At 72.6% G+C, this 13,392-nt stretch carries 13 protein-coding genes; 3 read left to right on the forward strand and 10 right to left on the reverse strand.

Annotation, left to right across the window (positions count from 1 at the left end; translation table 11 throughout):
- Positions 1 to 36: 36 nt before the first annotated feature.
- The 5 genes from ACWGJY_RS14480 to ACWGJY_RS14500 form a co-directional block, all read right to left on the reverse strand.
- Positions 37 to 1,302: a beta-ketoacyl-[acyl-carrier-protein] synthase family protein gene (locus ACWGJY_RS14480; protein ID WP_453261124.1), complete on the reverse strand. Its 1,266-nt coding sequence runs from the start codon at positions 1,300 to 1,302 to the stop codon at positions 37 to 39.
- A 77-nt stretch (positions 1,303 to 1,379) separates the two neighbouring features.
- Positions 1,380 to 1,628 (reverse strand): acyl carrier protein, encoded by a 249-nt coding sequence (locus ACWGJY_RS14485; RefSeq protein WP_006605825.1) that lies wholly within the window; start codon positions 1,626 to 1,628, stop codon positions 1,380 to 1,382.
- A gap of 105 nt (positions 1,629 to 1,733) precedes the next feature.
- Positions 1,734 to 2,780, reverse strand: a complete 1,047-nt coding sequence (locus ACWGJY_RS14490) for a beta-ketoacyl-ACP synthase 3 (protein ID WP_453261125.1) — start codon at positions 2,778 to 2,780, stop codon at positions 1,734 to 1,736.
- 13 nt (positions 2,781 to 2,793) lie between these two features.
- Positions 2,794 to 3,744 carry an ACP S-malonyltransferase gene (locus tag ACWGJY_RS14495; RefSeq protein WP_453261126.1) on the reverse strand — a complete coding sequence of 317 codons (951 nt, stop codon included), beginning with the start codon at positions 3,742 to 3,744 and terminating at the stop codon, positions 2,794 to 2,796.
- Positions 3,745 to 3,833: 89 nt separating this feature from the next.
- Complete coding sequence (locus ACWGJY_RS14500; RefSeq protein ID WP_453261127.1) at positions 3,834 to 5,036, reverse strand: PucR family transcriptional regulator; 1,203 nt, start codon at positions 5,034 to 5,036, stop codon at positions 3,834 to 3,836.
- A gap of 39 nt (positions 5,037 to 5,075) precedes the next feature.
- Between ACWGJY_RS14500 and ACWGJY_RS14505 the strand changes: the two genes are divergently transcribed.
- Positions 5,076 to 5,747 (forward strand): pirin family protein, encoded by a 672-nt coding sequence (locus ACWGJY_RS14505; protein ID WP_453261128.1) that lies wholly within the window; start codon positions 5,076 to 5,078, stop codon positions 5,745 to 5,747.
- Between the two features lie 61 nt (positions 5,748 to 5,808).
- Here the strand turns inward: ACWGJY_RS14505 and ACWGJY_RS14510 are convergent, their stop codons facing one another.
- Positions 5,809 to 6,630 (reverse strand): serine hydrolase domain-containing protein, encoded by an 822-nt coding sequence (locus tag ACWGJY_RS14510; protein WP_453261129.1) that lies wholly within the window; start codon positions 6,628 to 6,630, stop codon positions 5,809 to 5,811.
- 184 nt (positions 6,631 to 6,814) lie between these two features.
- Here ACWGJY_RS14510 and ACWGJY_RS14515 point away from each other — a divergent pair, with 184 nt between their 5' ends.
- Entirely contained in the window at positions 6,815 to 7,303 is a 489-nt protein-coding gene (locus ACWGJY_RS14515) for a MerR family transcriptional regulator (protein WP_453261130.1), read from the forward strand.
- A 7-nt stretch (positions 7,304 to 7,310) separates the two neighbouring features.
- On the forward strand, positions 7,311 to 8,336 hold the full coding sequence (locus tag ACWGJY_RS14520; protein ID WP_453261131.1) for an aldo/keto reductase: 1,026 nt from the start codon (positions 7,311 to 7,313) through the stop codon (positions 8,334 to 8,336).
- Positions 8,337 to 8,531: 195 nt separating this feature from the next.
- Here the strand turns inward: ACWGJY_RS14520 and ACWGJY_RS14525 are convergent, their stop codons facing one another.
- The 4 genes from ACWGJY_RS14525 to ACWGJY_RS14540 all read right to left on the reverse strand — a co-directional run bounded on the left by ACWGJY_RS14525 (position 8,532) and on the right by ACWGJY_RS14540 (position 13,319).
- Positions 8,532 to 9,770, reverse strand: coding sequence for an acyltransferase family protein (locus tag ACWGJY_RS14525; RefSeq protein ID WP_453261132.1), 1,239 nt, complete (start codon positions 9,768 to 9,770; stop codon positions 8,532 to 8,534).
- 139 nt (positions 9,771 to 9,909) lie between these two features.
- Positions 9,910 to 11,076, reverse strand: coding sequence for an alpha/beta hydrolase (locus tag ACWGJY_RS14530; RefSeq protein WP_453261133.1), 1,167 nt, complete (start codon positions 11,074 to 11,076; stop codon positions 9,910 to 9,912).
- 189 nt (positions 11,077 to 11,265) lie between these two features.
- Positions 11,266 to 11,955 (reverse strand): response regulator, encoded by a 690-nt coding sequence (locus ACWGJY_RS14535; protein WP_453261134.1) that lies wholly within the window; start codon positions 11,953 to 11,955, stop codon positions 11,266 to 11,268.
- Positions 11,952 to 13,319 carry a sensor histidine kinase gene (locus ACWGJY_RS14540; RefSeq protein ID WP_453261135.1) on the reverse strand — a complete coding sequence of 456 codons (1,368 nt, stop codon included), beginning with the start codon at positions 13,317 to 13,319 and terminating at the stop codon, positions 11,952 to 11,954. Before ACWGJY_RS14540 ends, ACWGJY_RS14535 begins: the two co-directional genes overlap by 4 nt.
- Positions 13,320 to 13,392: the final 73 nt, after the last annotated feature.

The raw sequence follows: 13,392 nt of genomic DNA on the forward strand, positions 1-13,392 counted from the left end.
GGTGATACGTCACCGGGCGGGCCCCTCGCGCGTGTGTCAGACCGTCCGGAAAGCCAGGACCACGTTGTGGCCGCCGAAGCCGAACGAGTCGTTCAGGGCCGCGATCCGGCCCTCGGCCGGCAGCTTGCGGGCCTCGCCGCGGACGATGTCGCCGTCGACCTCCGGGTCGAGCTCGTCGAGGTTGATCGTCGGCGGAGCCACCCGGTGGTACAGCGCCAGGATCGCGGCGACCGTCTCGATACCGCCGGCGCCGCCCAGGAGGTGGCCGGTCATCGACTTCGTGGCGGAGACCGCCATGTGGTCGACGTCGTCGCCGAAGACCTTGCGCAGTGCCTTCAGTTCGGCCAGGTCGCCCTGCGGCGTGGAGGTGGCGTGCGCGTTGACGTGCACGATCTCCGCCGGGTCGAGGTCGGTGGCCTGAAGGAGGTTCTGCAGCGCGTGCGCGATGCCGTTGCCGGACGGCTCGGGCTGCACGATGTCGTGGCTGTCGGCGGAGATGCCCTGGCCGACGGCCTCGGCGTAGACCCGCGCGCCGCGCTTGGCGGCGTGTTCGGCCGACTCCAGGACGATGACGCCGGCGCCCTCGCCCATCACGAAGCCGTTGCGTGCGGTGTCGAACGGGCGGGAGGCGCCCTCGGGGTCGTCGTTGGACTTCGACATCGCCATCATGTTGCCGAAGGCGGCGATCGGCAGCGGGTGGATGGCCGCCTCCGTACCGCCCGCGACGACGATGTCGGCACGGCCCGTACGGATCATCTCGATGGCGTAGCCGATCGCCTCGGAGCCGGACGCACAGGCGCTGACCGGGGTGTGCACACCGGCGCGGGCGTTCACCTCCAGGCCGACGTTGGCGGACGGGCCGTTGGGCATCAGCATCGGCACGGTGTGCGGGGAGACGCGGCGGACGCCCTTCTCCTTGAGCACGTCGTACTGGCCGAGCAGGGTCGTCACACCGCCGATGCCGGAGGCGACGACGGTGCCGAGCCGGTCGGGGTCCACCGAGGTGTCCTCGCCGGCCTTGGCGGTGAAACCGGCGTCCGCCCAGGCCTCACGGGCCGCGATCAGCGCGAACTGCGCCGAGCGGTCCAGCTTGCGGGCCTGCGCCCGGGGGAGGACCTCGGACGGGTCGACAGCGGCTTGTGCGGCGATCCGGACAGGCAGGTCGGCCGCCCAGTCCTGGTCGAGCGTGCTGACGCCGGAACGTCCGGCGAGCATGGCGTCCCAGGACGAAGCGCTGTCGCCACCCAGCGGTGTGGTTGCGCCGATACCGGTGACGACCACGGTGCGATTGGTCGCGTTCACGGGAATTCTTACTCCACGGGTAGAGGGGTCTGAATCGACGGCGCCACCGCGGGGTGGCGACATGCGCAGGAGCTGGATCAGCTCTGGTGCTTGAGGATGTAGTCGGTCGCGTCGCCGACCGTCTTGAGGTTCTTGACGTCGTCGTCCGGGATCTTCACGTCGAAGCGCTCTTCGGCGGCGACGACGACCTCGACCATGGACAGCGAGTCGACGTCCAGGTCGTCGGTGAAGGACTTGTCCACCTGGACGTCCTCGGTGGGGATCCCGGCGATCTCGTTCACGATCTCGGCGAGACCGGCGACGATCTCTTCCTGAGTGGCGGCCATGATGGCGCTCCTTCGGTCATTTTATGGGGAAACTGAGTTACTTGCGGTGAAGATCCGTGCGATGGCCGACACGTCCGGGGACGTACGGCGCTGCGCAGATCTTGCCTAGGGGAGGGTAACGACCGTCGCGGCGTAGACGAGACCCGCCCCGAAGCCGATGACCAGCGCGGTGTCGCCGCTCTTGGCCTGTCCGGTCGCCAACAGCCGCTCCATGGCGAGCGGAATGGAGGCGGCCGAGGTGTTGCCGGTGGTCTCCACATCGCGGGCGACCGTCACGCTCTCCGGCAGCTTCAGAGTCTTCACCATCGAGTCGATGATCCGCATGTTGGCCTGGTGCGGAATGAAGACGTCCAGGTCGTCCGGGCTGACCCCGGCCGCGTCCAGCGCCTGCTGGGCGACCTTGGCCATCTCGAACACCGCCCACCGGAAGACCGACTGGCCTTCCTGTGTGATGGCGGGGTAGCGGATCTCCTCCGGAGCCGGACGGCCCTCGGGGGCATCCCCTCCGGGGACCGGGGTGGGGCGGTAGACGTCCCAGCCGAGGGTCTGCTTGATGGTCTCGGACTTGTCGCCCTCCGAGCCCCAGACCGTCGGGCCGATCGCGGGTTCCGTGGCCGGGCCGACGACCACCGCGCCGGCGCCGTCACCGAAGAGGAAGGCCGTCGCGCGGTCCTCCAGGTCGGTCAGGTCCGAGAGCCGCTCGACGCCGATGACCAGGACGTACTCCGCCGAGCCCTCGGTGACCAGGCCCTTGGCGAGGGTCAGACCGTAGCCGAAGCCCGCACAGCCCGCCGAGATGTCGAACGCGGCCGGCTTGCCGGCACCGATACGGTGCGCGATCTCGGTCGCGATCGCCGGGGTCTGCTTGAAGTGCGAAACGGTGGAGACGATCACGGCGCCGATCTGTCCGGGCGTGATGCCCGCGTCGGCGATCGCCTTGCCGGACGCCTCGACCGACATGGTCGCGACGGTCTCCTCGGGGCCCGCCCAGTGGCGGGTCGCGATACCGGACCGCGAGCGGATCCACTCGTCGGACGAGTCGATGTGCTGGAGGATCTCCTCGTTGGGCACGACCCGGGTCGGGCGGTAGCCGCCGACACCCATGATCCGCGCGTACGGGGCGCCCTTCGAGGGCTTGATCTTCGAGGTCATGCGCTTCGGACTCCTATTCGGCCGGTGCGGCGTTGTCGGCGTGTCCGGCGATCAGCGTGCGGGCCGCGTCGAGGTCGTCGGGCGTCTTGAGGGCGAGGGTCCGCACGCCGGGGAGGGCGCGCTTGGCCAGGCCGGTGAGGGCGCCACCGGGAGCCGCCTCGATGAGCGTCGTGACTCCGAGTTCCTTGAAGGTCTCCATGCACAGGTCCCAGCGCACGGGGTTGGCCACCTGGCCCACCAGCCGCTGCACCAGTTCCCGGCCGTCGGAGACCAGCTGCCCGTCCTTGTTGGAGACGTAGCGGGTGTGCGGATCGGCGACCGACAGCTGGGTGGTCGCCGATTCCAGGGCCGAGACAGCGGGTGCCATGTGGTGAGTATGGAACGCGCCGGCCACCTTCAGCGGTACGACCCGGCGAGTGCCCTCCGGCTTGTTCTCCACCAGCGCGGCGATCTGCTCGGCGGTGCCCGCGGCAACGATCTGCCCGGCGCCGTTCACATTCGCCGGGGTGAGGCCCAGCTGCTCCAGATGCGGGATGACGACGGCCTCGTCGCCGCCCAGCAGCGCGGCCATACCGGTCTCGGTGACGGCGGCGGCCTCGGCCATCGCCTGGCCGCGCCGGCGCACCAGCGTCATCGCGGCCTCGTCGGAGACCGTGCCGGTCAGCGCGGCGGCGGCCAGCTCACCGACGCTGTGGCCGGCCGCCGCGCCGACCTGCGCGGCGAGGGCGTCGGCCGTCGCGAACAGCTGCCGGGCGGAGATCAGGGCGGACGCCACCAGCAGCGGCTGCGCCACCGCGGTGTCGCGGATCTCCTCCTCGTTCGCCTTGGTGCCGTAGTGGACCAGGTCCAGGTCGATGGCGTCCGACCAGGCACGGAGCTGGTCCTCGACACCGGGGAGGTCGAGCCAGGGAGTCAGGAAGCCGGGCGTCTGAGCGCCTTGGCCGGGAGCGACGAGTACGAGCACCCTCACACTCTCTCTTGTGGGTGGTTCCGCCCGCCCGTGGGGACAGGGACGAAGAACCATCGGGGGAATTGTTGGTGTCCGACAAAAGTCTAGGGTTGCGCCTCACCGTCAGCCAGACGTCCCAGAATCAACGCGACACGGAGGGTGAACGCCGAGCGCACATCGGAGGGTGACCAGCCGGTGACGTCCGTCACACGTCGCAGCCGATAACGCACGGTGTTGGGGTGCACGAACAGCATCCGGGCGGCGCCCTCCAGACTGCTCGCCTGCTCCAGGTAAACGCTCAGCGTCTCCAGAAGTGCCGACCCCGCTTCCTGCAGCGGTCTGTAGATCTCCTCCACCAGCTGCTCCCGGGCGACCGGGTCCGAGGCCATCGCGCGCTCCGGCAGCAGATCGTCGGCGAGCACCGGCCGGGGGGCGTCCGGCCAGGCGGCACACGCCCGCAGTCCGGCGGCCGCGGCCTGTGCGGAGCGGGTCGCGGCCAGCAGATCGGAGACGACCGGGCCGGCCACCACCGGACCGGCGGCGTACGGGCCGATCAGCGCCTTCGCCGGCTTCAGCGGATTGTCCGAGCCGCCCGCGATCACCACCAGGCGGGAGCCCAGCACCCCGGTCAGCACCTGGAGCTTGGCGTGCCGGGCGGCGCGCCGGATCGCCTCCACGGTCAGTTCGCTGTCCCCGTCCGGGGCGGTGCCCAGCACCACGCACACATGCTCGGGGGAGTTCCAGCCCAGCGCCGCCGCACGGGAGACCGCGCCCTCGTCCGCCTCTCCCGACAGCACCGCGTTGACCACCAGCGACTCCAGCCGGGCGTCCCAGGCGCCGCGGGCCTCGGCGGCCTGGGCGTAGACCTGGGCGGTGGCGAAGGCGATCTCCCGGGCGTAGACCAGCAGCGCTTCGCGCAACACGGACTCGTCGCCCGGCGCCGCGACCTCGTCGATCGCGGACTCCATGACTTCGATGGTGGTCCGGACCATCTCCACGGTCTGCCGCAGCGTGATCGCCCGGGTCAGCTCGCGCGGAGCCGTACCGAAGACATCGGTGCTGATCGCCTGCGGGGTCTCCGGATGCCGGAACCACTCGGTGAACGCGGCGATACCGGCCTGTGCCACCAGGCCGATCCAGGAGCGGTTCTCCGGGGGCATCGCGCGGTACCACGACAGTGTGGCGTCCATGCGGGCGATGGCCGCGGCCGCCAGTTTGCCGGAGGAATTCTCCAGGCGCCGGAGGGTGGCGGAGTGCGGGTGCGCGTCGCGCGATGCGGGTTCAGACACGGGACAAGCCTGCACCATCGGGGCGGGGAGGTGAGGGGGCGGGGCTACGGTGGGCCCATGATTCAGGTGCGCAGGGGCCATGAACGGTATCCGGGCGGGGACGCGGAGGCCGGGATCGAGTCGCTGCACGCGTTCTCCTTCGGGCCGCACTTCGACCCCGACAACCTGCGCTTCGGCGCGCTGATCGCCTGCAACGAGGAGCGGCTGTCCGCGGGCGCCGGCTTCGACGAGCATCCGCACCGCGACACGGAGATCGTGACCTGGGTGGTCGAGGGCGAGCTGACCCACCGCGACTCGGCCGGCCACCGGACCACCGTACGCCCCGGCGATCTCCAGCGGCTCAGCTCGGCCGGCGGCGTGCGGCATGTGGAGCGCAACGACGGGGCGCAGCCGCTGCGCTTCGTCCAGATGTGGCTGGCACCGCTGGAATCCGGCGGGGAGCCGTCGTACGAGGTGGTGCGGGGCATTGCCGACGGCACCCCGTACGCGGTCGGTCGGGCCGGTGCGCTGCTGCATCTGCGCCGTCTCGCCGAGGGCGAGCGCACCGCGGTCCCCGATGCCGTACGGGCGTATGTCCAGGTGGTCCGCGGGGCCGTACAACTCGGCGCGGAGCGTCTGGAGGCCGGCGACGCGGCGGGGATCACCGACGGGGTGGGGCTGGAGCTGAAGGGGCTGGCGCCGGCGGAGTGCCTGGTGTGGGAGATGGGGGCGGAGCCGGCGTACGGGTGAGCCGGGCGGCGGGCCCGGAGCCGGCCGGGACCGCCCGCGGTCTTTGGTCCGTCCGGCGCCGTCAGGCCGTCCCCGCCAGCTCGGCCAGCACCGCGTCGGTCAGCTGCGGCCAGGCCTCGACGGCCCATGGCCCGAAGGCGCGGTCGGTCAGCGCCACACCTGCCGCGCGCGCGTCCGGGTCCACCCACAGGAACGTCCCGGACTGCCCGAAGTGCCCGAACGTGCGGGGCGAGGAAGCGCTGCCCGTCCAGTGCGGCGACTTGCCGTCGCGGATCTCGAAGCCCAGCCCCCAGTCGTTGGGCTTCTGGTGGCCGTAGCCCGGCAGGACACCCGTCAGACCGGGGAAGGCCACCTCGGTCGCGGCCGCGAGCGTCTGCGGTGCGAGCAGCCGCGGCGCCTGCAGTTCCGCGGCGAAACGGACCAGGTCGGCGACGGTGGAGATGCCGTCCTTGGCGGGGGAGCCGGCCAGTTCCGTCGCGGTCATCCCGAGCGGTGCGAGCACCGCTTCCTGCAGATACTGCGGGAAGGGGATGTCGGTCGCCTTGGCTATGTGGTCGCCCAGCGCTTCGAAACCGGTGTTGGAGTACAGCCTGCGGGTCCCCGGCTCGGCCATCGTGCGCTGCTCGTCGAAGGCCAGCCCCGAGGTGTGGGCGAGGAGATGACGGACCGTGGACCCCTCGGGCCCGGCCGGCTCGTCCAGTTCGACGGCACCCTCCTCGACGGCCAGCAGGGCGGCATACGCGGCCAGCGGCTTGGTCACGGACGCCAGCGGGAAGCGGTGCTCCAGGGGCCCGTAGGATCCGGCCACCGACCCATCGGCTCGTACGACGGCGGCCGCAGCGGTGGGCACCGGCCAGTTCTCGATCATCCGCAGGCTCTGCATGCCCACGAGCCTAGGGCCTGTCCGTTTTTCGCCCACGGACCGGCCCTCACGTCCCCAAATTCCGGTCAAGGCTGCTCCTGATCCGGGCTTGCTTGGAGTGCACTCGAAGTCTCTAGCGTTGAGGACGTCGAGAGGCATCCGGCGCAGAGCCGGGAGAGATCCGGCGATCCAGGGGAGACGGGGCATGACGGTAACGCAGAGCGAACCGGTCACCGGCGGCACGGCCGTGGCCGGCGGGCTGCCGAGGAGGCCGCCCGGCTGCGGCACCGGGCTCTTGCACCCACGGCCCGCAGGCCGGGACCAGTACACGATCAGCGAGGTGGCGGAACACACCGGGCTCAGCGCCCACACCCTGCGCTGGTACGAGCGCATCGGCCTGATGCCACACGTGGACCGCACCCATACCGGGCAGCGGCGCTTCACCAACCGCGATCTGGACTGGCTGGACCTGGTGGCCAAGCTGCGGCTGACCGGTATGCCGGTCGCGGACATGGTCCGCTACGCCGAGCTGGTCCGCGAGGGGGAGCGCACCTTCGCCGAGCGCGAGCGGCTGCTGACCGCGCACCGCGAGGACGTACGGCAGCGGATAGCCGAGCTGCAGAGCACGCTGGACGTACTCGACTACAAGATCGACATCTATGCCGACGCCCGCCGGGCGTCCGAGAGGTTCTGAGGTCTCCATGGGTAGCGACAAGATCGAGACGGTCGAGCTGGGCACCGGCGGACCGCGGGTCGGGGTGCAGGGCCTCGGCTGCATGGGCATGAGCTTCGCCTACGGCCCGACCGACGCCGATGAGGCGCGGGCCACGCTGGAGCGGGCCCGGGAACTGGGCGTGACGCTCTTCGACACCGCCGATCTGTACGGCAGGGGCGCCAACGAGGAGTTCATCGCCCCGTTCGTCCGGGCGCACCGCGACGAGATCGTGGTGGCCACCAAGTTCGCGATATCCCCCGATCCGGACGCTCCGGACGACCCGTACAAGCGCGTCATCCGCAACGACCGGCCGTACATCCGCCAGTCCGTCGAAGGCAGCCTGAAGCGCCTGGGCATCGACGAGATCGACCTGTATTACATGCACCGGCGCAACGGGGACGTCCCTTTGGAGGAGTCGGTCGGCGCCATGGCCGAGCTGGTGGCCGAGGGCAAGGTCAAGCACCTGGGGCTGAGCGAGGTGACCGCCGCCGAGCTGCGCGCGGCGCATGCCGTGCATCCGATCGCGGCGCTGCAGTCCGAGTGGTCGCTGTTCAGCCGGGACGTCGAGGAGGGCGTGGTGCAGACCGCGGCCGAGCTCGGTATCGGCCTCGTGCCGTATTCGCCGCTCGGCCGGGGCTTTTTGACCGGGGCGTTCGTGAGCGCCGACAAGGAGCTGACCGCGGATGACTTCCGCCGTACGCAGCCCCGTTTCACCGGCGACAACGCCACCGCCAACGCCGCGCTGCTGGAGCCGGTCCGCACGGTCGCCGACGCCCATGGCGCGACGCCCGGCCAGATCGCGCTGGCCTGGGTGCAGCAGCAGGCGACGGTTCGCGGCCTGGCCGTCGTACCGATCCCGGGTACGCGTAAGCGCACGCGTGTCGAGGAGAACACCGGCGCGACCCGGATCCGGCTGACCGAGCAGGACCTGGCGCTGCTGGAGCCGATCGCCGGGCAGGTCGCGGGGGCGCGGTACGCGGACATGTCGCACACCTCGGCCGGACGGGAGTAGGGCCTGCAGGAGGGCCTACGGGGCGGCGCCGGGTTGTGGCCCTGCCCCGTCCCGTCCGCCCTGCCTCGTCCCGTCCGTCCCGTCCGTCCCGTCGTGGTGCGTCCGCCTCGTCGTGGTGCGTCCGCCCCGGCCCGCGACCGTGCGCCACGGCCGCGGGGCGGGGCGGACGCACCGAAGCCGCACCCTGTCCGGGCCCTACGCCAGCCCCAGTGCGAAGACCGTGAACCCGGCGGCCAGCAGCGCCGCGGCGGCCCGGCGGGCCCGGCCGGCACCGGTCCAGGGGGCCTCGAAGCGGTGGGTGGTGCGGCCGATGAGGAGCAGCGCCGCGGCGAAGACCGGCAGCCAGGCCAGCCGGGCGAGAACCCAGCCGAGGGTGTCGGGCGGCGCGGTCAGCCCGGCCACCTCGCCCAGGAACGACACGGGCACGGCCGCGGAGAGCATCGCCGTCTGGTGCCAGCACAGGACCGTCATCGCGGAGAGGTTGACGAGCGTGACCGGTGCCCACAGGGCGGGCCGGTGCAGGAGCCGGGCGAGCCGGTCCCGGAGCAGGACGGCGGCGCCGGACTGGGCGGCGGCCAGCGCCAGGACCAGCAGCGACGGCGGATGGGAGTTCGTACGGTCCTGACCGGGGACGCCCACCATGCTCGCCGGGTAGTGGAAGAACAGCAGCAGCGCGGCGAACAGCGCGGCGCCGCCGAGCAGCAGCGACCGGGCGGCGCGCCTGCCGAGCCGCCGTTCGCCCCACGAGACCCCGAGCTGATAGGCGAACAGCCAGCCGGGCAGCAGGTTGAGCAGGCTCAGCCAGGACGGCATGGCGTCGGCGAACGGCCCGTAGCGCAGGAAGTCCACGACGGCCACGACCGCCCACAGCGGTGCCGCGGCCCAGACCCCCATCCGCCGGGCGGCGCGCACGCAGTACGGCGTCAGCGCGGTGACCGCCGCATAGACGCCGACGAACCACAGCGGCTGGATGACCAGCGTCGCCCCGGTCCGCAGCGTCGCTTCCGGCACCCCCAGGCCGTACAGGACGGGCAGCAGCACCGCCCATACGGCCGTCACCCCGAGCACCGGGCGGCCCAGCCGGGCGATCCGGCCGCGCAGCCAGACCCCGGCGGGCTCACCCCGCCCGGTGGCGCGCCGGAGGGACAGCGCCGAGGCATGGCCGCCCACCAGGAAGAAGATGCCGAGCATCTGCAGCACCCAACTGGCGGGCGCGAGCGCGCCGAAGGCGGTCAGCAGGCTGGCGTTGTGCAGCGCGCCGCCGGCATCGAGGCCGAAGCCCTCGATCAGCCAGTGGCCGACGGGCACGGCGAGCAGCGCCAGCGCGCGCAGACCGTCGAGGGCACGGTCGCGGTCGGCGGGCGTACGGTCCCCGATCGTGCGGACCGCCCTGCGGGCGGCGCCTGCGAGAGGCGCGAGGAATGCGGTGTCCATGAGGCGTCCTTGAGTCCTTGGACCGGTGGGGTGGGGAGCGGGGGAGAGCCCGGCGGGGGAGAGACCGCCCGGCAGCCGGTGTGCGCCGGTGCGCGGGGGCCGGCCGGGCCGGCGCCCGTCGCAGGCGTGCGCACCGGCGTCAGCGCACGGCGCCGTAGCGGCCCAGCACGATGGCCGCGAAGTTGCGGAGGGAGTCCGTACCGGGGGCGAGATAGCCGGTGTGGCCCACGGCCCGCTCGGCGGGGACCCGGCGGGCGCCGAAGGCGGGGTCGGTGGGGTCCGGGCCGTGGCCCAGGCCCAGCAGCTCGACGTGGGGGACGTCGCCGATCCAGTCGGATGCGTCCCGCGCCGCCCAGACCCGGGCCGAGGTGCGCAGCTCCGCCACGCTGTCCCGGCGGATGCCGGGAGAGCCGAAGACCACCAGGTCGGCGAGGCCGCCGCCGCCCAGCTGCGATACCGCCAGTCCGCAGACCACCGAGCCGTAGCTGTGGCACAGCACGGCCGGGGCCGGGGCGCCGACGGCGGCCAGGCCGGACAGGAAGCGGGCCAGCCGCGGCGCGCCGGCATCGGCGAGCCGGCCGGTCGTGGCGTCCGGGCCGATGCCGACCGGCGTGGTGTACCCCGCCCAGGCGATGACCGCGGTACGGGTCCCGGGCGCGTCGGCGGCCAGCCGGCTCCGCAGCGACCCGGCCATGCCGGCCGGTGTGCCGTAGGGGTCCCTGGTGCGGTCGAAGGAGGCCAGGTCGATGTCCGAGCCCGGCACGATCACGGCGGTGCGTTCGGCAGTGGCCAGGTCGCCGTACACCTCGGCCACCTGGCCGCGCCCGCGGGGATCGAAGGCGAGTATCCGGCGGCCGGGGGAGAGCAGCGAGGCACAGCGGGCGGCCGCCTCCCTGGCCCGCCGGTGGTCCTGGAGGGTGCCGGCCGGATCCATGGCACGGGCCAGCAGGCGGTCCCGTTCCGCCCGCAGCGCACGGGAGTTGGCCGCGTACCGCAGAGCGGGGGGTGCACCGTCGAGATTGCCGACGGTGAGCGGATGCCGGGCCACCAGCGACTGCCGCTGCCCGTCGGTCAGCGTGGCGAAGAAGCGGGCGGTATCGGCGGGCCGTGCGGTCGCCGGGTCCGGCAGCCGGACGCCGAGAAAGCGGTCGGCGCGCCAGGCGGCGGCACCGGGCGGCGGGCCCGTGACGGCCGTCTGCGCGGTGCCGGCCGCCCAGCCTCCGGTGCCGGCGGCCACGGCCACCGCGAGCACGGCGCCGATGACGGTGCGCCGGCCGCGCCGAGCGACGGTTCGCAGCCTGGACATGGTGGTGTCTCCCTCTCCCGTTGGTGTGGCGGAGGGAAACGTAGGAAGAGGGCGTATGACGCGGCGTCACACCGCGGAGCCAACTGCCGGGTGATACCGGGGTACGGGGGAGCGGCCGGTCTCGTCCTCAAGGAGGAGCCGCGGACAGCAGGCGCCCCGGGGACGCCACCGCTCCCACCCCCGCGCCCGCTACTGCTGCTCCTGCTCCCCGGGCGAGACCAGCCCCGACTCATACGCGAAGATCACGGCTTGCGCGCGGTCCCGCAGCGTCAACTTGGCGAGCACCCGGCTGACATGGGTCTTCACGGTCTGCTCGGCGACGATCAGCGCATCGGCGATCTCCTGGTTCGACAGACCGCGGGCGATCAGCTCCAGGACCTCCGTCTCGCGCGGCGTCAGACCCTTCAGCCGCAGCGCGGCCCGGCCCTTGCGGGGCGCCGGCCGCCGGCGGGCGAAGTCGGCGATCAGCCGCCGGGTCACGGACGGCGCGAGCAGCGCCTCTCCGGCCGCCACGACCCGGACCGCGGAGATCAGATCGCCCGGCGGCGCGTCCTTGAGCAGGAACCCGGACGCACCCGCGCGCAGCGCCTCGTAGACGTAGTCGTCGACATCGAAGGTGGTCAGCATCAGCACCTTCGGGCGGTGCGGCACGCCGGGAGGCGGATCGAGCAGCCGGCGGGCGGCCTCCAGACCGTCCATCTCCGGCATCCGGACGTCCATCAGCACCACATCGGGGTGCGTCCGGCGGCTCAGCTCCACGCCCTGCACACCGTCCGGCGCATCGCCCACCACCTCGATGTCGCGCTGCGCGGCGAGCAGCGCGGCGAAGCCCGCGCGCACCATGGCCTGGTCGTCGACGATGATCACACGCGTGGTCATACGGAGTCGGAATCCTTCGGTGAAAGGGAGGCCGCCGGGGCGGGTGGAGGCGAGAGGGGAAGCTGTGCGGCGACCCGGAATCCGCCGCCGGGCAGCGGACCGGTGTCGAGCGACCCGTCCACCAGCCGCACCCGCTCCCGCATACCGATGAGGCCATGACCGGTGCCGGTGGTCTCCAGCGGCGCGGACGGCGCGGGCGGCGGGGAGTTGACGACCAGAACGGTCAGCCGTGAGCCGTCCGCCGCCGTCGTCACCGACACCCGGGTCGCGGCCCCCGGGGCATGCCGTACGACATTGGCCAGCGCCTCCTGCACGATGCGGTACGCCGACAGATCCACCGCCGGTTCGAGCGGCACCGGGTCCGCTGGCAGCGACAACTCCACCGGCACACCGGCCCGTACGGTGCCCTCGACCAGCTTCGGCAGCATGCCGATACCGGGCTGCGGAGCCTTCTCCGGGCCGCCGTGCCGCTCCGTCTCCGCACTGCGCAGCACCCCGAGCAGCCGGCGCATCTCCGCCAGCGACTCGCGGGCGGTCGCGGCGATCGCCCCGAACTCGTCCTCGGCCTCCCGGGGAATCCCGCTGATGCGGTACGGGGCGCTGTCGGCCTGGACGGTGATCACCGACATGTGGTGGGCGACGACATCGTGCAGCTCCCGGGCGATGCGGGTGCGCTCCTCCAGCAGCGTCCGACGGGCGCGCTCGGCCTCGCTGATGGTCTCCTGCTCGATCAACTTCCGCTGGGCGTCGCCGCGTTCCCGCAGCGTGGCGCCCATCAGCAGCACCACACCGGCGAGGACGAACAGCAGCACCCAGGTGCTGCCGCTGCGCTGCGGGGTGATCGCCTCGGAGAGGATGCCCGCCACACCGGTCGTCAGCCAGACGGCTGTCAGGGTGCGGCTGCGTTCGCGCAGGGACAGTGCCAGCATCAGCGCGAGATAGCCGACGATCACCATGGGCGGCCAGGGCCAGGCGCGGCCCGCGACGCCGTCGGCGCCGGTGAGCGCCAGGGCGCAGACCACATCCGCCGTGAAGATCACCCACCAGGCCTGCAACGGCCGGCTCACCGCGAGCAGCAGCGGCGCGGTCTGCGCGGTGGCGAGCGCGCCGGCCGGCCCGCCGCTCATGCCGTAGTCGGCGCGCAGGACGGTGATGGTCGTCGGCAGCAGGGACACCGCGAACCCGAACGCGATGAGATACGGCAGCCGGCGCAGCCAGGGATTCTGGACGCTGCCGAACAGCGGGGTGCCGGGTTCGGTCGGGGTGCCGAGTTCGACGGTGAGGACGCGCAGCGCCTGCCGTGCGGCGCGCAACGCCCGTTGGCGGGTCGGCTCGCGTGCTGGGGTGGGAGAGGGTCCGGTCATCGCGCCCTCCATCCAAGCGGAGCAGCACGGCCGCGGCGTCATACCTGGGGCCGGGCTTGTACCCCCTACCACG

This window comes from Streptomyces sp. NPDC054765 (genome assembly GCF_053612065.1).